Below are 19545 nucleotides of genomic sequence, written 5' to 3'. Positions count from 1 at the left end.
TCGGGCGAACGTCTGCTACTTCAGCCACTTGTCCACCGTGCGGTCGAACTCGCCCCCTGCCTTGCTCAGATGCAGCCAGGTGTCCATCCACGCCTTCATCGCCGTGTCGCCGCGCGGCAGCAGCCATCCCATCTCGCCGTATTGCAGCGGCCGCTGCGGATTGACCGCGCACAGCCCGGGACGCAGCTTCTGCTGGACCACCGTCTCCACCGACTCCGAGATCATCACGTCGGCGCGGCCCTTCAGGATCTCGTCGAAGATGGTGACGTTGTCGTCGTACACGACCACCTTGGCCTGCGGCAGGTAGGTGCGCACGAATCGCTCGTTGCTGCCGCCCGGGTTGGTGATCACGGTGACCGACGGCTTGTTGATGTCCGCCACCGTCTGGTACTTGGCGACGTTCTCGCACTTGGTGATCGGCGCCTTGCCGTTGACCATGTAGGCCGCCGAGAAGCCGGCCCGCTTGGCGCGCTCGGTGTTCACAGAAATTCCGCCGACGCCGACGTCGCACTTCTCCAGGAAGTCGTCCATCAGCTTGGGCCAGCTCGTCTTGACCATCTCGACTTGAACGCCCAGCGCCTTCGCGGCCGACTGCACGAGGTCGATGTCGATGCCTTCGTAGCTGCCGTCCGGCTTGGCCAGGGCGAACGGGCGGTAGTCGCCCGGGGTGCACACGCGCAGCTTGCCGGCCTTCATGACGTCGTCGAGGCGGGACGATGTCTGCGCCAGGGCCGGTGCAGCGACACAGGCACCGGCGAGCAGAAGCGCTGCGGCGTAGAGCTTGGTCATTCGGGAGTCTCCGGGAATGTGGGGTCGCCATCTTGCCCGAGACCGTCTTGCTCCCTGCGCAGGCCCTCACCCCGACCCTCTCCCGCGAGCGGAAGAGGGAGAGCATCTCCCGCTCGCTAGGACCGACGCCGCGTCGCAGCCGTTCCGCCGATCAGCACGCCCGCACTCGCAGCGCCCAGCAGTGCGAGCGCTGCGCACGCCCACATCACCTGTCGGAAGCCGGCCACGAAGGCGCCGCCGACGGCGTCGTGCAGTGCCGCTGCCGTGGCGCTGTCGGTGCCCGGGGGCGCCTCGATCGCGGCCAGCTTGTGGCGCTGCTGGTCGACCGCCTGCAGCAGCGCTGGCGGCAGATGCATCGCCGACAGGCGCGCGCTCAACGCGGCGTCGAAGGCGCTCGCCATCAGGATGCCGAACACCGCGATCGCCAGCAGGCCGGCCGCGCGCGACACCGCGTTGTTCACTCCCGACGCGACGCCGGAAAGCTCACGCCCCACCGAGTTCATCACCGTCGTCGTGAGCGGCGCCACCGTCACTGCCATGCCCAGCCCGAGCACGCAGACGGCAGGCAGGAAGTCGCGCCAATACGATCCGCCGGTCGACGGCAGCGCGAACAGCGCGAAGCCGCCGGCCGCGACGATGGGGCCCACCACCAGCGGAATCCGCGGCCCCCAGGTGTCGGCGAGGTGGCCGGCCCAGCGCGACAGCAGGAACATGATCGCGATGAACGGCAGCATCGCGGCGCCGGCCGCGGTGGCGCCATAGCCGTGCACCTGGATCAGGTTGAGCGGAAAGAAGAACAAGCCGCCGCCGAGCGCGGCGTACAGCAGCAGCGTCAGCAGATTGGTGCCGGCGAAGTCGCGGATGCGAAACAGCGACAGCGGCAGCATCGGCGAAGGGCTGCGCGATTCGGCGACCACGAACAGCACCAGTGCCACGACGCCTGCCGCCGCCACGCCCATGAGGCCTGCGGTCCAGCCGCGCGCCGGCGCCTCGATGAAGGCGAAGACGACACCCGCCAGGCCGAGCGTGGCGAGCGCAGCTCCCAACAGGTCGAGGCGGCCTTCGGCTGCGGCGCCGCGGCTCTCGGGCACCTTCATCGCGGTGAGCGCGAGAAGCGCGATCCCCAGCGGCGCGTTGACCAGGAAGGCCGCCGTCCAGCTGAAGTGGTCCACCAGGTATCCACCCAGCACGGGGCCGACCGCGGCCGTGATGCCGCTGAACGCGGACCAGGTGCCGATGGCCCGCCCGCGCTCGTTCTGCGGGAAAGTGGCGCTGATCAGCGACAGGCTGCCGGGCACCAGCAGGGCCGCGCCCACGCCCTGGACCGCGCGCGCGACGATCAGCTGGGTTGCCGACGCCGACAGCGCGCAGGCGATGGACGCGGCGGTGAACAGGGCGACGCCCGCCATGAAGACGAGGCGGCGGCCGAAGCGGTCGCCGAGCGCGCCGCCCACCAGCAGCAGCGAGGCGAGGAACAGCGCATACGACTCGATGATCCACTGCGCCTGCGAGGCGCTCGCGTCGAGATCGCGCTGCAGGGCAGGCAAGGCGACGTTGACGACCGTGCCGTCGACGAAGGCCATGCTGGAGCCGAGGATCGCGGCCACCAGCGTCCAGCGGCGTGCTGCCGCCGGGCACTGCGAGGGTGCCATGGGGCGCAGGATCTGGCCCGCGTCGCAGGGCAGCGTGCCGATGTGGCTCACGTGCAGCGGGCGTTCAGCTCATCAGGCCGCCGGGCAGCTGTCGCGCGGCCGCGAGCTGCCCCTTCAGCACGCCCAGCATGTCGCGTGCGAAGTCCTGCACGTCTTCGGCCTGCGCCTGGGCCGCCGCCTTGCTGAACTGGCCGATGCAGCGGCGCTGCTCCTGCACGCCGACGAGCTGCACGAAGCGGCGCTCGAACTCGGCGCTCGACAGGCCGTCGAGCTGATCGAGCAGCCGCCGATGCTCCTCGGGCATGGCTCGCGGCAACGGCACCGAATGCGCTTCGGCGAGCTGCCGCAGCTGCGCATGGGCGGCCGATTCGTGCGCCGCCATCATCTCGGCGAAGGCCCGCACATCGGGATCGCGCGCCCGGTCGGTGGCCAGCGCGGCCACGCGCGAGCGGAACATGCCATCGGCCGCCGCCTGGGCCAGGAAGCGCTGATCGGCCGCGTCGAGCGGAACCGCGAGCGGGACCGATGAAGCGGTGCGTGCGACGCTGCGGGCCGGGTCCTCGCGACCGCAGCCGCCGGCCAGCACGAGCGCCACGGCGATGGCCGACAAGCGGGCGACCTGGCGCAGCGTGTTCATCGGTCTTGTCTCCGTGTGTGATGGATGTCTTGCGGATCCTGCATCCGCCACCGGCAACCCGCATGCCCGCGAGCGTCCTGTCGGGCACATGTTCCGGGGGGTTTTCGAAATGGCAGGTAAGCCGGGTAAGGCCGCGCAAGAGTGCTTGGCTCGGTCGGAGCATGCGCGTCGAATGGCCCCTCCTTCAACACGATGGGAGATGCTCCAATGTCGAAACCCACTTTGCTCGCTCGTGGATCTCTGGCGGTCGTCGTCCTCGGCGCCGCGCTGGGCGCAAGCGCCCAGACCCAGACGCCGCAGAACCCTTCGGGCGCCACCAGCCCCGCGGGCAGCAGCACCAGCGTGTCCGCCACGCTCGACGCTGCGTTCAAGCGCGCCGACACCAATGGCGACGGCAAGCTGTCGCCCGACGAGCTCAAGCAGATCCCCTCGCTGGCGTCGCGCTTCGGCGACCTGGACACCGACAAGGATGGCGCGATCTCGAGCACCGAGTTCTCCGCCGGCGTGACCGTCAAGAGCAACTGATCTCCAGGCCCTCGCGGGTGCCTCGCGGACGCGCCGCGCCGCGCGGCCACCTGCGTGCCTGATATCCCGCGGATCATTTCAATGGCGGGAACGCTGAGTTGGCGAGGCGGCTCAGCACGGTGTTCAACTTCGGCGACCACGTCGCGCTGGGGCATCGCTTCGGCGAGCAGCAGCGCCACGAGCTGGCGTTTCGGATCCAGCATTTCTCGAACGCGGGGCTGCGCAAGCCGAACCCGGGAGAGAACTTCGTGCAGGTCCGGTAGTCGCGGCAGTGGGGAGGCGGGGACTCACAGCACCTGCTGCTTCAGCTGCGGGAAGACCTTCCCCACCTTGCCCATCAGGTAGTCCCCATACGTCCCCTCGAACGCATGCACGTTGGCATGGTCCCAGCGCGCGGCGCTGTCGTCGTCCGCGCCGGCCAGACCCTCGATCGGTTGCACGCGGGCGCCGAAGCCCGGGTCGAAGAAGAACGGGCACGACAGCCGGTCGCGACCCGATGCATTGAGCTGCACGCGATGCGGCGTCGAGCGGTAGCGGCCACCGGTCATGCGGTCGAGCATGTCGCCGATGTTGCAGACGAACGAGGCCGGCAGCGGCGGTGCATCCGTCCAGCCGTCGCGCGCCTTCACCTGCAGGCCGCCGACGTCGTCCTGTCGCAGGATGGTCAGCAGCCCGTAGTCGGTGTGCTCGCCGACGCCCCAGCGCGCGCCGGTGCCGGCCGGCACCGGCCGCGTCGGGTAGTTGAAGAGACGGAACAGGATGAGCGGGTCGGCGGTGCAGCGCACGAAGAAGTAGTCCGGCGGCAGCGCCAGGCTCAGCGCGATGGCTTGCATCAGCCTGTGCCCGAGACTCGTCAGCCGGGCCATGTAGTCGAGCAGGGTTTCGCGAAAGCCCGGCAGGTCGGGGAACAGGTTGCGTCCGTGCAGCGGCGTCCGCGCCTGCACCAGCGGATGGTGATCGTCCAGCTCGTTGCCGAGGTACAGGCCCTCCTTCCAGTCGGGGCGTCCCGATGTCAGCTCGCCGCCCAGCGGAAAGTAGCCGCGCCAGGCGCGCCCGCCGAGCTCCATGCGCCATCGCATCTTGGTCGCCTCGGGCAGCGCGAAGAAGCGCCGGCCGAGGTCTTCGAGGCGCCGGCACAGCGCCTCGTCGACGCCGTGGTTCACGACGTAGAAGAAGCCGTGGGCGCGGCAGGCGTCGCCGATCCGGCCGGGGGCGTCGTCGAGGCCGAGGTCGATGACGGGCAGGTCCATGGTTGGATTTTCGGGGGCATCCCCCACAAACCCCGACAGCCACGGTTGCTGTTGGGGTTACCCGCCCAAGCTACGAAAATGCACCGATGTTCCACCCTGCCGTCTCCACCTGGCTGACCCGGCGCTTCGGCCGCCCGACCGAGGTGCAGGAGCAGGCCTGGGCGATCACCACCCAGCGCCGGCATGCCCTGATCGCCGCGCCCACCGGCTCGGGCAAGACGCTCGCCGCCTTCCTGTCGGCGATCGACGAGCTGGTGCGCGAGGGTCTTGCCAGCGGCCTGGCCGACGAGGTGCACGTGCTTTACGTGTCGCCACTCAAGGCGCTGTCGAACGACATCCGCAAGAACCTCCAGGAGCCGCTGGCGGGCATCCGCGCCGGCCTGCAGGCGATGGGCCTGCCCGACGTCGGCATTCGCGACGCGGTGCGCACCGGCGACACGCCCACGGCAGAGCGCGAGCGCATGCGGCGCACGCCGCCGCACATCCTGGTGACGACGCCGGAGTCGCTGTACATCCTGCTCAGCTCCGAATCCGGCCGCGCCATGCTCAAGTCGGTGAAGAGCGTGATCGTGGACGAGCTGCATGCGGTGGCCGGCGGCAAGCGCGGCGCGCACCTGATGCTGTCGCTGGAGCGGCTGGAAGCGCTGTGCGAGCGCTCGCCGGTGCGCATCGGCCTGTCGGCCACCGTCAAGCCGCTGGAGGAGATGGCGGCCTTCCTGATCGGGCAGCGCGGCGAGGAGGTGGCCATCATCGACGCCGGCCACGTGCGCGAGCGCGACCTCGCCATCGAGGTGCCGCGCTCGCCGCTGACGGCCGTGATGCCGACCGAGGTGTGGGGCGAGATGTACGACCGGCTCGCCGAGCTCGTCCACCAGCACCGCACGACCCTGATCTTCGTCAACCAGCGCCGCGTTGCCGAGCGCGTCGCACGCCATCTCGCCGAGCGGCTCGGCGAGCAGCACGTGACGGCGCACCACGGAAGCCTGGCGCGCGAGCACCGGCTGCAGGCCGAGCAGCGGCTCAAGCGCGGCGAGCTGAAGGCGCTGGTGGCCACCAGCTCGCTCGAGCTGGGCATCGACATCGGCGACATCGACCTGGTGTGCCAGCTCGGCTCGCCGCGCGCGGTGAATGCCTTGCTGCAGCGCGTGGGCCGCGCCGGCCACGCGATTGGCGCGATACCCAAGGGCCGCCTGTTTCCGTTGGCGCTCGACGACCTGCTCGAATGCAGCGCGCTGCTCGATGCGGTGGCGCGCGGCGAGCTCGACCGCATCCGCACCCCGCACAGGCCGCTCGATGCGCTGGCGCAGCACATCGTGGCCGAGACCGCGTGCCGCGAATGGTCCGTGGACGAGCTGTTCGAGTGCCTGCGGCGCGCGCAGCCGTACCGAGCGCTCACGCTGAGCGAGTTCGAGCAGGTGGTGCACATGCTGGCCGACGGCTACAGCACGCGCCGCGGACGTCGCGGCGCGTACCTGCACCACGACGCGGTGAACCGCGTCTTGCGCGCGCGCCGCGGCGCGCGGCTGGCGGCGGTCACCAATGCCGGCGTGATCCCGGATCAGTTCGACTACGACGTGGTGCTGCTGCCCGAGGAGCACCGCGTGGGCACGCTCAACGAGGACTTCGCCTTCGAGAGCCTGCCCGGCGACATCTTCCAGCTCGGCAACACCTCGTACCGCATCGTCAAGGTCGAGACCGGCAAGGTGATGGTGGAGGACGCCAGGGGGCAGCCGCCGTCGATGCCGTTCTGGCTGGGCGAGAGCCTGGGCCGCACCGACGAGCTGTGCGAGGCCGTGTCGCGGCTGTGCGAGACGGCCGACGTCCGGCTGGAGGAGGGCGTGCAGGCGTGCGAACGCTGGCTCGTGGAAGAGCTGCGCCTGCCGGCCGCCGCGGCCACGCAGCTCGCGCTCTACCTGGCCGCCTCGAAGGCCGCGCTGGGCGTGCTGCCGACGCGGCGCTGCATCGTGTTCGAGCGCTTCTTCGACGAGGTCGGCGACACGCACCTGGTGATCCATTCGCCGTACGGCTCGCGCGTCAACAAGGCCTGGGGCCTGGCGCTGCGCAAGCGCATGTGCCGCAAGTTCAACTTCGAGCTGCAGGCCAGTGCCCTGGAGGACAGCATCGTGCTGTCGCTGGGGCCGAGCCACAGCTTCCCGCTGGAGGAAGTGCAGCACTACCTCAAGTCGGCCGGGGCGCGCGAGGTGCTGGTGCAGGCGCTGCTCGATGCGCCGATGTTCGGCACGCGCTGGCGCTGGAACGCCACCGCCTCGCTGGCGGTGCGGCGCATGAACGGCGGCCGCAAGGTGCCGCCGCAGTTCCAGCGCTCCGATGCGCAGGACCTGCTCACCGTGGTGTTCCCCGACCAGATTGCCTGCGCGGAGAACGTCGTCGGCGAGCGCGAGATTCCCGACCATCCGCTGGTGACGCAGACGCTGGACGACTGCCTGCACGAGACCATGGACGTCGACGGCTTCGTCGCGCTGCTGGCGCGCATCGAGGCCGGCGAGGTGCGCATCGCCACCCGCGACCTGGCGTCGCCTTCGCCGCTGTCGCATGCCATCCTCAATGCGCGGCCCTTCGCCTTCCTCGACGACGGCGCCGCGGAGGAGCGTCGCACCAAGGCGGTCAGCACCCAGCCGCTGATGGACCTGCAGACGGCGGCGGACATCGGCAAGCTCGACCCGCAGGTGATCGCGCAGGTGCGCGAGGAGGCCTGGCCCGAGATCGCCAACGCCGACGAGCTGCACGACGCGCTGGTGGTGCACGGCTTCCTGACGCCCGCCGAGGCGCCGTTTGCCGACTTCGTCGGGGCGCTCGAACAGCAGCGCCGCGTCACGCAAGTCCGCTGCCTGCTCGTGGCCGCCGAGCGCCTGCATGAATTCATGGCGCTGTGGCCCGATCTGTCGCCGTCGATCGAGCCGGTCGGGGCCGGCCGTCCCGACCCGGAGACGGCGCTGCGCGAGATCGTGCGCAGCCGGCTCGACCTGCTGGGACCGGTCACGCCGCAGGCGCTTGCCGCGCCCCTGGGCCTGGACGCCGAAGCGGTGCTGCCCGCCTTGCTGCAGCTCGAAGCCGAGGGCGCGGTCATGCGCGGTGCGTTCACGGCCCCAGGCGCTGCCGAGTGGTGCGACCGCCGCCTGCTCGCGCGCATGCACCGCCGCACCCGCGACAAGCTGCGCGCCGAGGTCCAGCCGGTGCCGCCCGCGCAGTTCATGCGCTTCCTGTTCCGCTGGCATCAGCTGGCGGGCAGCGAGGGCGACCTGCGCCGCGAAGGCGAGGGCGGCCTGGCTGACGTGCTGCGCCAGCTCGAAGGGCATGGGGCTCCGGCGTCGGCATGGGAAGACGATCTGCTGGCCGCGCGGGTCAAGGACTACCAGCCGCACATGCTCGACCGCCTGTGCGCGGCGGGCCGCGTCGCCTGGTGGCGACCGTCCCTTCGACAGGCTCAGGACGATCGGGGCCCGCGACAACCCCAGGCCGAACAGCGCAAGACCGGACCGATCCGCGGCACGCCGGTGCTGCTGTGCGAACGCGAGGCGCTGGTCCACTGGCAGCAGGCCGGCGGTGCGAGCAGCGACGACGCGCCGCTGTCGGGCCGTGCACGCCAGGTGCTGGAGGTGCTGCGCACGCACGGGGCCAGCTTCTTCCCCGACCTGCGGCAGGACGCGAAGCTCCTGGGGACAGAGGTCGAGCAGGCGCTCGCCGAGCTGGTCGCGCACGGCCTCGTCACCTGCGATTCGTTTGCGGGCCTGCGGGCGCTGGTGATGCCGGCCGAGAAGCGCCAGCGGCTGCGCCGTCGGCGTCCGGGGCACGAGCCCATCGACGACGCCGGGCGCTGGTCGCTCACGCGTCGGCCGCGGCCCGTCGCGGACGTGCCGGGCGCGCTGGCCGAGCCGCACGTCGAGCACATCGCGCGCGTGCTGCTGCGGCGCTACGGCGTGCTGTTCCGCCGGCTGATCGAGCGCGAGGAAGGCCTGCCGCCATGGCGCGACCTGTACTACGTGCTGCGCCGCCTCGAAGCGCGCGGCGAGGTGCGCGGCGGCCGCTTCGTCAGCGGCTTCTCCGGCGAGCAGTTCGCGCTGCCGCAGGCCGCGGTGGCCCTGCGGCGCGTCGCCAAGGCGCCCGGCTCGCACGAGCGCGTGGCCATCTCCGCTGCCGACCCGCTGAACCTCGCCGGCATCGTCACGCCGGGCGACAAGGTGCCGCGGCTCGCGGGCAACCGGCTGCTGTACGAGAACGGCGTGCCGATCGCGGTGCAGAGCGGCGGCGACATCCACTACCTGACCGAGCTGGAGGCGGGCGTGCAGTGGGAGGTGAAGAACCTGCTGATCCGCAAGCAGCGGCCGGGCAGCTATGTGGAGGCGCCGGCGGGCATGTCGTGATGCTCACCCTCTCCCGCTCGCGGGAGAGAACGTGGACCTGCGCCGGCGCATCAACCTGTACGCCGCCGGCAGCAGGAACATCGACAGCAGCGGCGCCGTCACCATGCCGCCCACCATGGGTGCCGCGATGCGCTGCATCACCTCGGAGCCGGTGCCCGCGCCCCACATGATCGGCAGCAGGCCCGCCAGGATCACGGCCACCGTCATCGCCTTCGGGCGCACGCGCAGCACGGCGCCTTCGCGGATGGCCTCGAGCAGGTCGGCATCGCCGGTGCGGCCCTCGGCGACGCGCTTGTCCCAGGCGTGCCGCAGGTACAGCAGCATGATCACGCCGAACTCCGCGGCCACGCCGGCGAGCGCGATGAAGCCCACGGCGCCGGCCACCGAGACGTTGTGCCCCAGCAGCACCAGCATCCAGATGCCGCCGATCAGCGCGAAGGGCAGCGTGGCCATGATGAGCAGCGCCTCGTCGATGCGCCGGAAGGTGAGGTAGAGCAGCACGAAGATGATGAGCAGCGTGAGCGGCACCACCACCTTCAGCCGGGCCGTGGCGCGCTCGAGGTATTCGAACTGCCCCGACCATGAGACGGAGTAGCCCGGCGGCAGCGCCACCCGCTGCGATGCGACGCGCTGCATCTCGTGCACCGCGCCGCGCAGGTCGCGGCCGCGGATGTCGACATACACCCAGCCGGCCAGGCGCGCATTCTCGCTGCGCAGCATCGTGGGGCCGTCGGCGATGCGGATGTCCGCGACGTCCGACAGCACGAGCCGCGCACCGCGCTCGCTGACGATGGGCAGGCGGCGCAGCGCATCGAGCGAATCGCGGATCTCGCGCGGGTAGCGCATGTTGATCGGAAAGCGCTGCAGGCCCTCGATGGTCTCGCCGATGTTCTCGCCGCCGACGGCCGAGGTGATCAGCGACTGCACGTCGGCGATGTTCATGCCGAAGCGCGCCGCCGCGTCGCGGTGGATGTCCACGTCGACGTAGCGCCCGCCGCTCAGGCGCTCGGCCAGCGCGCTCGACACGCCGGGCACGTCCTTCAGCGCGCGCTCGATCTCGCCGGTCAGGCGATCGATGGTGGCGAGATCGGGTCCGGCCACCTTCACGCCCACAGGGCTCTTGATGCCGGTGGCCAGCATGTCGATGCGGTTGCGGATCGGCGGCACCCAGATGTTCGACAGCCCCGGCACGCGCACGATGCGGTCCAGCTCCTCGACCAGCCGATCGGGCGTCATGCCGGCGCGCCACTGGTCGCGCGGCTTGAACTGGATCGTCGTCTCGAACATCTCGAGCGGCGCCGGGTCGGTTGCCGTCTCCGCGCGGCCCGCCTTGCCGTAGACCGAGGCGACTTCGGGCACGGTCTTGATCAGGCGGTCGGTCTGCTGCAGCAGCTGCGCCGCCTTGCCCGCCGACAGCCCCGGCAGCGCCGAGGGCATGTACAGCAGGTCGCCTTCGTCGAGCGGCGGCATGAACTCGCCGCCGAGGCGCTGCAGTGGCCACAGGCTCACGACCAGCAGCGCGGCGGCGGCGGCCAGCGCGAGACGGGGGCGGCGCAGCACCGCGTCCAGCAGCGGCCGATAGGCCGCGAGCAGCGCGCGGCTGAGCGGATTGGCCTGCTCGTCGGGGATGCGCCCGCGGATCAGCAGGCCCATCAGCACCGGGATCAGCGTCACCGCGAGGCCGGCCGCCGCGGCCATCGCATAGGTCTTGGTGAACGCGAGCGGCGCGAACAGCCGGCCTTCCTGCGCCTCGAGCGTGAACACCGGAATGAACGACAGCGTGATGATGAGCAGCGAGAAGAACAGCGCCGGGCCGACCTCCGCCGCCGCATCGGCCACCACCCGCCAGCGCGCCTCGCCCTGCAGGCTCTCGTCCGGGTGGGCGTGGCGCCATTGCTCGAGGTGCTTGTGGGCGTTCTCGATCATCACCACCGCCGCATCGACCATTGCCCCGATGGCGATCGCGATGCCGCCCAGCGACATGATGTTGGCGTTGACGCCCTGGGCGTGCATGACGATGAAGGCCGCGAGGATGCCCAGCGGGAGCGACACGATGGCGACGAACGCGGAGCGCAGGTGGAAGAGGAAGACGAAGCACACCACCGCGACGACGACGAACTCCTCGACGAGCTGTCGGCTCAGCGTGCCCACCGCGCGCTCGATGAGATGGGAGCGGTCGTAGGTCGGCACGATCTCCACGCCAGAAGGCAGGCCCGGCTGCAGCGCCTTCAGCTTGTCCTTCACCGCGGCGATGGTCTGCAGCGCGTTCTTCCCCGAGCGCATCACCACCACGCCGCCGGCGGCCTCGCCGACGCCGTCGAGCTCGCCGATGCCGCGGCGCATCTCCGGTCCGGTCTGAATGCGCGCCACGTCGCCCAGGCGCACCGACACGCCGGCGTCGGTGGTGGCGAGCGGGATGGCCCGGAAGTCGTCCAGCGTGCGCAGGTAGCCGCTGGCGCGGACCATGTACTCGGCTTCGCCGAGCTCGAGCACCGAGCCGCCGGCCTCCTGATTGGCGCGGCGGATCGCCTCGGCGATGCGCGTGTGCGCGATGCCGTAGGCCGCGAGCCGGTCGGGGTCGAGCACGACCTGGTACTGCTTGACCATGCCGCCCACCGAGGCGACCTCGGCCACGTCGGGCACCGTCTTCAGCTCGTACTTCAGAAACCAGTCCTGCAGCGCGCGCAGCTGCGCCGTGTCGAGGCGGCCGCTGCGGTCGACCAGCGCATAGGTGTAGATCCATCCCACGCCGGTGGCGTCGGGGCCCAGTGCGCTCCTGGCGGCCGCCGGCAGCCGGGACTGCGCCTGGTTCAGGACCTCCAGCACGCGCGAGCGGGCCCAGTACGGGTCGGTGCCGTCCTCGAACAGCACGTAGACGAACGAGTCGCCGAAGAACGAGTAGCCGCGCACGACCTTGGCGCCCGGCACCGAGAGCAGCGTGGTGGTGAGCGGATAGGTCACCTGGTTCTCGACGATGCGCGGCGCCTGGCCCGGCCAGGTGGTGCGGATGATCACCTGCACGTCCGAGAGATCCGGCAGCGCGTCCAGCGGCGTGCGCCACGCCGACCACATGCCCCAGGCGGCGACGAACACCGTCGCCAGCAGCACGAGGAAGCGGTTGGCGATCGACCAGCGGATCAGCCGCGCGATCATGACGACGCTCCCGAGGCGGCGGGCACGGCCGCCGCCGGCGCGTTGAGCCGCGCTTCCACGCCTTTCAGGCTGGCCTCGGAGTCGATCAGGAACTGCGACGACACGACGACCCGCTGGCCCGGTTGCAGGCCGCTGTGGATCTCGGTGCGGCCGCCGGCTTCCAGGCCGGGCCGGACCTCCACGGGCGTGAAGCGGCCGCCGTCCTCGGCCAGCAGCACGACGGTGCGCCGGCCGGTATGGATCAGCGCCTCGGTGGGCACGAGCGCGGCCTTCGCGGTGCGGCGGTCGACGAACTGCATCTGGACGAACATGCCGGGCGACAGGCGCGCGTGGCGGTTGGCGAGCTCGACGCGCGCACGCAGCGTGCGCGTGGCCGGGTTCACCTCGGGCAGCAGGGCCTGCACGGTCCCTTCGAACACCTCGCCAGGCAACGCCGGCGTGCGCGCCTGCACCCGGGTGCCCGGCCGCACCAGCGCCGCCTGGCTTTCGGGCAGCTCGGCCAGGGCCCACACCGTGCTCACGCCGTGGATGCGCGCGAGCAGCGTGCCGGCGCTCACCGTCATGCCTTCGCGCACCGGAAGCTCCGCGATGACGCCGCTGCCCGGTGCGGCGAGCGTGAGACGCGGCTGCACCTCGCCTTTCGTGTCGACGCGCAGGACCTGCTGGTCGCTCATGCCGGCCAGCCGCATGCGCTGGCGGGCGGCATCCAGCAAGGCCGCGTCACGCGGCGCCATGCGTCTGACGGCGAGGTATTCCTCCTGCGCGGCGACCCAATCGGGCACGTACAGGTCGAGCAGCGGCTGGCCGCGCACCACGCGGTCGAGCGTTGCGCGCACATGCAGCCGCTCGACGAAGCCGCTGGCGCGCGCCTGCACCACCCACTGCTCGCGCTCGTTGTAGGCGATGCTGCCGACGGCGGTGACCTCCGCCTGCAGCACGCCTTCGGTCACCTCGGCGGTGCGCACGCCCAGGCTCTGCTGCACGCGCGGACTCACGCTCACCTGGCCCTGGTCCGCGCCGCCGTCGCCGTACACCGGCACCAGCATCATCTCCATGAATGGCGACTTGCCGGGGGCGTCGAAGCGCTTCCCCGGCACCATGGGGTCGTGGTAGTAGAGGACACGCCTGCCGTTCGCAGGATCGACGTCGCCGGCCTTGATGCCGGCCTGCAGATGGCGCCGCGTGGCGGCCTCGCCGGCGGCGATGTCGTTGGCCGGCGCGGCCGCCGCCGCAGCGCTCGGCGTCGGGGCGGACTGCATGCCGCGCGCCATGCCCGCGTGGTAGATCGCGTAGCCGCCGGCGGCCAGCGCCACGGCGGCAGCCGCGGCGATCAGCGTGAGCTTGAGGTTCATGGCGTCGTCCTCGACGTGATCGCTTCGGCCGCGTCGTCACCGTGGGGCAGCAGGTAGGTCAGCTCGGACCACAGGCGGGCCAGCTCCATCTCGATGCGCAGCGCCTCGATGCGGGTGTCGATCTCGGCGCGCCGCGCTTCGAGCACGGCGGGCAGCATGCCGCTGCCGCTGCGGTACGCCACGAGCGACGCCGCGCTGCGCTGCTGCGCGAGCGGGATCAGCCCGTTGCCGTAGTGTGCGAGCCGGCGCTGCGCACCCTGCCATTCCTGGAGCATCGCGCGCACCTCGGCGACGTGCGCGCGCTGCATGTCCTCGCGCTCGGCCAGCGCCTTGTCGGCCAGCGCCTGCCGCGCGGCCAGCTCGCGGTCCTGCCGGCTCTTGCGATCCCACTGCAGCGGCAGCGAGAAGTTGAGCGAGACCATGTTCGAGTACGCCGAGCCGCGCTGGTTGAACATCAGCTCGACGCTCCAGTCGGGCTGGCGGTCGGCGGCCGCCATCCTCACCTCGGCGGCTGCCACCGCTTCCTGCTGCGCCAGCGCAGCGATCTGCGGATGGCGAGGCAGGTGGCGCTCCAGGTCCTCGCCGGTCCACGCCGGCAGCACCAGCGCCGGCCGGGGCTGCAGCGGACGCGATGCCGCGAGCCCGATCCAGCGCGTCAGCCGCGTCGTCGCAGCCGCGATCTGCTGCTCGGCCGCGGCAATGCGCTCGTCGAGCTGCCCGATCTGCGCGCGAGCGAGCAGCACGTCGGCCTGCGAGCCGCGGTTGCCGCGGTACAGCGTCTCGGCCGCATCGGCCTGCAGCCGCGCCTGCGCCTGCTGCTCGACCAGCAGCGCGCGCATCGACTCCTGGAAGGAGCGGTCGAACCACGCCATCGCGGCGTCGCGCTGGAGGGTGGCCAGCGCCTGCTGGCTCGCCACCTCGGCGACGTCGGCGTCGAGCCGCGCCCGCTCGCTGCGGGCGAGCAGCTTGTCCGCGCGCGTGAGCTCCTGCATCACGCCGACCGAGCGCATCGTCATGAAATCGCGCGCCACGCTGAAGCGGTCCGCGCCGTCGATCGGCAGGTTGTTGATGCCCAGCCTGAGCACCGGGTCGGGTCGCTGCGCTGCGGCCACGGCGCGTTCGCGCGCCGCCAGCGCCTGCGCGCGGTAGGCCGCGAGCTGGCGGGACTGGTTGGCGGCGAAGCCGGCCACCTCGTCGAGCGACAGGGCGACGGGTTGGGCGAGGACCGGCGCGCTGCAGCACAGCGCAAGGACAAGCAGAGATGCGAGACGGAACACGGCGAGCTCCTGAAGGTCGATTCGCAGCACGAGCGCGCTCGGGCTGCCGGATCGGGCGCTTCGAGGGCTCAGAGGCGGTAGCAGCAGTGCAGGACGGCCAGCGCGGGAGGAGGCGCTCGATCACGAGCGCGGCGCTTCGCGGTCCACGACGCGGTCTCGCCGCCCGGCCCCGCCGGCTCGGTCCACAGCACCGCGCGGGGCGGCGGGGCGCCGACCGTCAGGACATGCGCCGGGTCGGGCGCCGGCGAATCGGGCTGGCAGTGCTTGGCGCACAGCGCCGGCTGGTCGGCGTCCGGCAGGCTCGCTTCGCCCTCGGCCATCGCCATCGCGCAAGGCATGGCCCCGAGCGCGCGGCTCGGGCAGGCGTAGGCGGCCGTGGCGAGCTGCGCGAACAGCATCGTCACGATGAGCCAGCCCGAAAGCCAGCGCCTCAGACGTCGGGACGTTGTCACGCGCGAATGGTAATCGCGACCTCTGCTGCGCGTTTCAGCCGTGCGTCAGCCGCGGATCCGCGCTCAGCGCCGTGAACAGGAAGTGGGTGAACGCGCGCACCCGGGCCACCTGCTTCAGGTCCGGATGCGTGAGGATCCACACCTGCGTGGCGAGTGCCGGATCGGGCGGCGCCAGCTGCACGAGCTCGGGCCGCGCATCGGCCAGCGGGCACAGGAGCATGGCGGCACCGGCACCGTGCGCGACGGCATCGACCATGCCGACCAGGCTGTCGACGCGCAGCGCGATGCGTGATGCGTCGACATGGCGGTGCAGCCACTTGGCCTGCTCCAGGTGCGACAGCGACTCGTCGGGCGCAACGAAGCGGCAATCGTCGACGCTCGGCTTGCGGCCCAGGGTCTTCAGGTAGTCGCGCGATGCGTACAGCGCCGTCTGGATGTCGCCGACGCGCCGGCCCACGAGGTTCTGCGGGGGCCGGTTGGAGCCGCGCAGCGCCACATCGGCCTCGCGCCGGGTGAGGCTCAGGAAGCTGTTGTTCACCGTCACCTGCACCTGCACGCCGGGATGACGATGGTGGAACTGCACGATGAGCGGCATCAGCAGGCCGTGCAGCAGCGTGTCGGTCGAGGTGACGCGGATCACGCCCCTGATCGCCTCGTCCTGTCCCAGCAACTCCCGCTGCGCTGCCTCGACCTGGTCGGCCATGCCGGCGAGGCGCTCCGACAGCGCATTGCCCGAGGACGTGAGCGCATAGCCGCCGGGCAGCCGGTCGAACAGGCGCACCGAGAGGCTGTCTTCCAGGCTGCCCAGGCGGCGCAGCACGGTCGAGTGATTGACGGCGAGCTGCCTGGCCGCGGCGGAAATCGTGCCGGCGCGGCACACCGCCAGGAAGACCTGCAGGTCGTCCCAGCTCAGCGGTCGATCCGGGGCCGGCGGTGCCTTCATGGGTGATCTGCATTTTCGCATAACGAACCTGCACAGGTTGCCAATTGGCATGCGATGCCGCAGAGCCTACCTTTGACGACATCACCCACCCACCCCGGAGAAACTGCATGAAGCTCTATTACGCCCCCGGTGTCTGCTCGCTGTCGCCGCACATCGCGTTGCGGGAAGCGGGCCTCGAAGCCCAGCTCGTCAAGGTCGACATCGCCAAGCACACGCTGGCCGACGGATCCGACTATCGACAGGTGAACCCGCTCGGCTACGTGCCGGTGCTGGTGCTCGACGACGGCGAGCAGCTCCAGGAAGGCCCGGCCATCGTGCAATACATCGCCGACCTGGCGCCGGCGTCCGGCCTCGCGCCGGCCGCCGGAACGATGGAGCGCTACCGCCTGCAGTCGTGGCTCGCCTTCGTCAACTCGGAGCTGCACAAGGCCTCGGCGCCGCTGTTCGATCCCTCGACGCCGGCAGCGGTGAAGGACGCCGTGCGCGCCAAGTTCGCGACGCGGCTCGACTGGGTCGCGCAGCGGCTGGGCGAGCAGGCCTACCTGCTCGGCGACCGGTTCAGCGTTGCCGACGGCTATCTTTTCACCGTGCTGAGCTGGGGCCCCTTCATCGGCATCGACCTCGCCCGCTGGCCGGTGCTCAAGGCCTATCACGAGCGTGTCGGCAGCCGTCCCGCCGTCAAGGCGGCGATGCGCGCCGAAGGCCTGCTGCGCTGAGGGCCGCCATGGAAACGCTCGAGCTCGTGAGCCACCCGCTGTGCCCGTACGTGCAGCGCGCGGCCATCGCCTTGGCGGAGAAGGGCGTTGCCTTTCGCCGCACCACCATCGACCTGGCCGCCAAGCCCGACTGGTTCATCGCCCTGTCGCCCCTGGGCAAGGTGCCGCTGCTGCGCACCGGCGGCGAAGTCCTGTTCGAGTCGGCCGCCATCCTGGAGTACCTCGAGGACACCGTGGCGCCGGCGCTGCATCCGGCCTCGCCGATGGCCCGCGCGCGGCACCGCGGATGGATCGAATTCGGATCGGGTGTGCTCGACGACATCTGGCGCTTCTACACGGCGGCCGACGCCGAGGCGCTGGACGAGCGGGCGGCGGTGCTGCGGCGCAAGTTCGAGCGGCTGGAGGAGGCGCTGGGCGAAGGACCGTACTTCGCCGGGGAGCGCTTCAGCCTGGTCGATGCCGTTTTCGGGCCCGTGTTCCGCTACTGGGACGTCTTCGATCGCATCGCCGACTTCGGCGTCTTCGCGGGCTTGGCCAAGGTGGCGGCATGGCGCGCCGCGCTGGCCGCACGGCCCTCGGTGCGCGATGCGGTCTCGAGCGACTACGCCGCGCGACTGTGGCAGTTCCTGCGCACCAGGGACAGCCACCTGTCGACGCGGATGGCGTGACCTTCCATGCGCCACGCGCCGAACAGCGCCGCGGCGGCGGTGATGACGTTGGCGGCCATCTGTTCCCAGGAGCCGTGGCTCCAGGCGTGATGCATCCAGAGCACCGACACCAGCAGCATCGTGCAGCGCAGGCGCGCGCCGCTCAGGTAGAAGACCGCGTAGGTGGACAACAGGGAGGCGCAGGTCAGCAGCATCGAGGACCAGCCCGTCCAGGTGGTCGCACCGATGGCAAGCGTCAGCACGGCGAAGCCGGTGAACACCATGAGGCGCAGCCGGGCGCCGCATTGCAGCGTTGCCGCCGATGTGGCGGTGCGGCCGGCGCTGACCAGGCTCAGCGCCGCGGCCGTGTGGGCACCCAGCAGCAGGTTGTTGAGCGCCCAGATGACGCCGGCGACGCCCGACTGCATCCGCAGCGAGCGTTCGCAGGTGCGGATCAGCGCGATGACGTTGACGACGAGGGCGGTGAGGCCGGTCGCATGGATCAGCAGGTCGGTCGCCATGGGGCAGGAGAAGACAACGGCCCAGTCTAGGAATGCCGCCGTCGCGCCGATCCGCGGATGAGCGCGGGTTCGCAGGCGTTTTTCGTGCTCATCCTTTTCAATGGACGCAGATGTCCATTAAACTGGATGCATGGACATCAATGCCCGCATTGCCCGCCGGGTGCACGAACTGCGCGACGCCCGCGGCTATTCGCTCGATGCGCTGGCCGAGCGCAGCGGCGTCAGCCGCTCCAACATCTCGCTGATCGAGCGCGGCGGCAGCAGCCCCACCGCCGCGGTGCTCGACAAGCTCGCCGCCGGGCTGGGTGTCACCCTGGCGTCGCTGTTCGAGGACAGCAGGGCGCCAGCGGCCGGGCCGTCGCCGTTGGCGCGCGTCGCCGAGCAGCCGGTGTGGACCGACCCGGCGTCGGGCTACATCCGCCGCAACCTGTCGCCGCCCCTGCGCTCGCCGCTGCAGCTCGTCGACGTGATCTTTCCGCCCGGCCAGCGTGTCGCCTACGACGGTGCGCCGCGCGACCCCGAGGTGCACCAGCAGGTGTGGATGATCGACGGCGTGATGGAGCTCACGGTGGGCGACGCGGCCTGGCGACTCGAATCGGGCGACTGTCTCGCAATGCGCCTGGACCGTCCCATCGTCTACCGCAATCCTTCCCGCAAGCCGGCGCGCTACCTGGTGGCGCTGGCGACGCTTCCCTTCAGCCCTTCCCGGAGAAACGGATGACCGACGACATCATCGTGCGGCGCGTCGGCGCCAATGAAGCCGCGGCCTGCGTCGACGCCCTGGCCGATCTGCTGATCGACTGCGTCGAGGGCGGCGCCTCGGTCAGCTTCATGTGGCCGCTGCCGCGGGAGAAGGCGCAGGCGTTCTGGCGCGGCGTGGCCGACGGCGTCGCGCGCGGCGAGCGGGTGCTGCTGATCGCCGAGCAGGCCGACGGCCGCATCGTCGGCACCGTGCAGCTCGTCACGTCGCTGCCCGACAACCAGCCGCACCGCGGCGACGTGGCGAAGATGCTGGTCCACCGCGGCGCGCGCCGGCGCGGCATCGCGCAGCGCTTGATGACGGCGCTGGACGCCACGGCACGCGACGAGGGAAAGACGGTGCTGGTGCTCGACACGGTGACCGGTGGCGCTGCCGAGCGGCTCTACCAGCGGGCCGGCTGGCAGCGGGTGGGGGATGTGCCGAAATACGCGTTGATGCCCAACGGCGGGTTCTGCTCGACGACGTTCTTCTACAAGCACCTGTGAGCGA

General features: G+C 71.1%; 17 protein-coding genes. 7 read left to right on the top strand and 10 right to left on the bottom strand.

Features of this window, described 5'->3' with window-relative positions:
* Window positions 1-15: 15 nt before the first annotated feature.
* From P7V53_RS20460 to P7V53_RS20450, 3 genes are all read right to left on the bottom strand, one after another.
* Window positions 16-789: a transporter substrate-binding domain-containing protein gene (locus P7V53_RS20460; RefSeq protein WP_280151355.1), complete on the bottom strand. Its 774-nt coding sequence runs from the start codon at window positions 787-789 to the stop codon at window positions 16-18.
* Between the two features lie 116 nt (window positions 790-905).
* Window positions 906-2492 carry an MFS transporter gene (locus P7V53_RS20455; RefSeq protein ID WP_348273441.1) on the bottom strand — a complete coding sequence of 529 codons (1587 nt, stop codon included), beginning with the start codon at window positions 2490-2492 and terminating at the stop codon, window positions 906-908.
* Window positions 2493-2505: 13 nt separating this feature from the next.
* A complete protein-coding gene (locus P7V53_RS20450; protein WP_280151354.1) occupies window positions 2506-3078 on the bottom strand; it encodes a DUF4142 domain-containing protein in 573 nt (190 codons plus the stop codon).
* A 207-nt stretch (window positions 3079-3285) separates the two neighbouring features.
* Here P7V53_RS20450 and P7V53_RS20445 point away from each other — a divergent pair, with 207 nt between their 5' ends.
* Window positions 3286-3603 (top strand): EF-hand domain-containing protein, encoded by a 318-nt coding sequence (locus P7V53_RS20445; RefSeq protein ID WP_280151353.1) that lies wholly within the window; start codon window positions 3286-3288, stop codon window positions 3601-3603.
* Between the two features lie 98 nt (window positions 3604-3701).
* Window positions 3702-3866, top strand: a complete 165-nt coding sequence (locus P7V53_RS20440) for an acyloxyacyl hydrolase (protein ID WP_280151352.1) — start codon at window positions 3702-3704, stop codon at window positions 3864-3866.
* A gap of 24 nt (window positions 3867-3890) precedes the next feature.
* Here the strand turns inward: P7V53_RS20440 and P7V53_RS20435 are convergent, their stop codons facing one another.
* Window positions 3891-4853 carry a 2-oxoglutarate and iron-dependent oxygenase domain-containing protein gene (locus tag P7V53_RS20435; RefSeq protein ID WP_280151351.1) on the bottom strand — a complete coding sequence of 321 codons (963 nt, stop codon included), beginning with the start codon at window positions 4851-4853 and terminating at the stop codon, window positions 3891-3893.
* 86 nt (window positions 4854-4939) lie between these two features.
* Here P7V53_RS20435 and P7V53_RS20430 point away from each other — a divergent pair, with 86 nt between their 5' ends.
* Complete coding sequence (locus P7V53_RS20430) at window positions 4940-9235, top strand: DEAD/DEAH box helicase (RefSeq protein WP_280151350.1); 4296 nt, start codon at window positions 4940-4942, stop codon at window positions 9233-9235.
* A gap of 3 nt (window positions 9236-9238) precedes the next feature.
* On the opposite strand, the gene P7V53_RS20425 is transcribed toward P7V53_RS20430, so the two are convergent.
* The 5 genes from P7V53_RS20425 to P7V53_RS20405 form a co-directional block, all read right to left on the bottom strand.
* Entirely contained in the window at window positions 9239-12388 is a 3150-nt protein-coding gene (locus P7V53_RS20425) for an efflux RND transporter permease subunit (protein ID WP_280151349.1), read from the bottom strand.
* Window positions 12385-13740: an efflux RND transporter periplasmic adaptor subunit gene (locus P7V53_RS20420; protein ID WP_280151348.1), complete on the bottom strand. Its 1356-nt coding sequence runs from the start codon at window positions 13738-13740 to the stop codon at window positions 12385-12387. The genes P7V53_RS20425 and P7V53_RS20420 overlap by 4 nt, the downstream gene beginning before the upstream one ends.
* A complete protein-coding gene (locus P7V53_RS20415; RefSeq protein WP_280151347.1) occupies window positions 13737-15017 on the bottom strand; it encodes a TolC family protein in 1281 nt (426 codons plus the stop codon). The genes P7V53_RS20420 and P7V53_RS20415 overlap by 4 nt, the downstream gene beginning before the upstream one ends.
* 68 nt (window positions 15018-15085) lie before the next feature.
* Window positions 15086-15469 (bottom strand): hypothetical protein, encoded by a 384-nt coding sequence (locus P7V53_RS20410; RefSeq protein ID WP_280151346.1) that lies wholly within the window; start codon window positions 15467-15469, stop codon window positions 15086-15088.
* A 34-nt stretch (window positions 15470-15503) separates the two neighbouring features.
* Window positions 15504-16412 carry a LysR family transcriptional regulator gene (locus tag P7V53_RS20405; protein ID WP_280151345.1) on the bottom strand — a complete coding sequence of 303 codons (909 nt, stop codon included), beginning with the start codon at window positions 16410-16412 and terminating at the stop codon, window positions 15504-15506.
* 107 nt (window positions 16413-16519) lie between these two features.
* On the opposite strand from P7V53_RS20405, the gene gstA reads away from it, so the two are divergent.
* Both gstA and P7V53_RS20395 read left to right on the top strand, forming a co-directional pair.
* Complete coding sequence (gene gstA / locus P7V53_RS20400) at window positions 16520-17128, top strand: glutathione transferase GstA (protein WP_280151344.1); 609 nt, start codon at window positions 16520-16522, stop codon at window positions 17126-17128.
* 8 nt (window positions 17129-17136) lie between these two features.
* On the top strand, window positions 17137-17796 hold the full coding sequence (locus P7V53_RS20395; protein ID WP_280151343.1) for a glutathione S-transferase family protein: 660 nt from the start codon (window positions 17137-17139) through the stop codon (window positions 17794-17796).
* Here P7V53_RS20395 and P7V53_RS20390 read toward each other — a convergent pair.
* Window positions 17730-18296: a YgjV family protein gene (locus P7V53_RS20390; RefSeq protein WP_280151342.1), complete on the bottom strand. Its 567-nt coding sequence runs from the start codon at window positions 18294-18296 to the stop codon at window positions 17730-17732. The genes P7V53_RS20395 and P7V53_RS20390 overlap by 67 nt on opposite strands.
* A gap of 130 nt (window positions 18297-18426) precedes the next feature.
* Between P7V53_RS20390 and P7V53_RS20385 the strand changes: the two genes are divergently transcribed.
* Both P7V53_RS20385 and P7V53_RS20380 read left to right on the top strand, forming a co-directional pair.
* A complete protein-coding gene (locus tag P7V53_RS20385; RefSeq protein ID WP_280151341.1) occupies window positions 18427-19017 on the top strand; it encodes an XRE family transcriptional regulator in 591 nt (196 codons plus the stop codon).
* Window positions 19014-19541, top strand: coding sequence for a GNAT family N-acetyltransferase (locus P7V53_RS20380; protein ID WP_280151340.1), 528 nt, complete (start codon window positions 19014-19016; stop codon window positions 19539-19541). The genes P7V53_RS20385 and P7V53_RS20380 overlap by 4 nt, the downstream gene beginning before the upstream one ends.
* The last annotated feature ends 4 nt before the right edge of the window (window positions 19542-19545 follow it).

It is taken from the genome of Piscinibacter sp. XHJ-5 (assembly GCF_029855045.1).
Lineage (GTDB): Bacteria > Pseudomonadota > Gammaproteobacteria > Burkholderiales > Burkholderiaceae_C > Albitalea.
Note: the sequence above shows the minus strand (reverse complement) of the source record. Positions and strands in the feature narration are given on the sequence as shown.

Excerpts from the sequence above, each read along its gene's own strand:
- P7V53_RS20460 (WP_280151355.1), bottom strand. The coding sequence starts at position 789 with ATGACCAAGCTCTACGCCGCAGCGCTTCTGCTCGCCGGTGCCTGTGTC.
- P7V53_RS20450 (WP_280151354.1), bottom strand. The coding sequence starts at position 3,078 with ATGAACACGCTGCGCCAGGTCGCCCGCTTGTCGGCCATCGCCGTGGCG.
- P7V53_RS20445 (WP_280151353.1), top strand. The coding sequence starts at position 3,286 with ATGTCGAAACCCACTTTGCTCGCTCGTGGATCTCTGGCGGTCGTCGTC.
- P7V53_RS20435 (WP_280151351.1), bottom strand. The coding sequence starts at position 4,853 with ATGGACCTGCCCGTCATCGACCTCGGCCTCGACGACGCCCCCGGCCGG.
- P7V53_RS20430 (WP_280151350.1), top strand. The coding sequence starts at position 4,940 with ATGTTCCACCCTGCCGTCTCCACCTGGCTGACCCGGCGCTTCGGCCGC.
- P7V53_RS20425 (WP_280151349.1), bottom strand. The coding sequence starts at position 12,388 with ATGATCGCGCGGCTGATCCGCTGGTCGATCGCCAACCGCTTCCTCGTG.
- P7V53_RS20420 (WP_280151348.1), bottom strand. The coding sequence starts at position 13,740 with ATGAACCTCAAGCTCACGCTGATCGCCGCGGCTGCCGCCGTGGCGCTG.
- P7V53_RS20405 (WP_280151345.1), bottom strand. The coding sequence starts at position 16,412 with ATGAAGGCACCGCCGGCCCCGGATCGACCGCTGAGCTGGGACGACCTG.
- gstA (WP_280151344.1), top strand. The coding sequence starts at position 16,520 with ATGAAGCTCTATTACGCCCCCGGTGTCTGCTCGCTGTCGCCGCACATC.
- P7V53_RS20395 (WP_280151343.1), top strand. The coding sequence starts at position 17,137 with ATGGAAACGCTCGAGCTCGTGAGCCACCCGCTGTGCCCGTACGTGCAG.
- P7V53_RS20390 (WP_280151342.1), bottom strand. The coding sequence starts at position 18,296 with ATGGCGACCGACCTGCTGATCCATGCGACCGGCCTCACCGCCCTCGTC.
- P7V53_RS20385 (WP_280151341.1), top strand. The coding sequence starts at position 18,427 with ATGGACATCAATGCCCGCATTGCCCGCCGGGTGCACGAACTGCGCGAC.
- P7V53_RS20380 (WP_280151340.1), top strand. The coding sequence starts at position 19,014 with ATGACCGACGACATCATCGTGCGGCGCGTCGGCGCCAATGAAGCCGCG.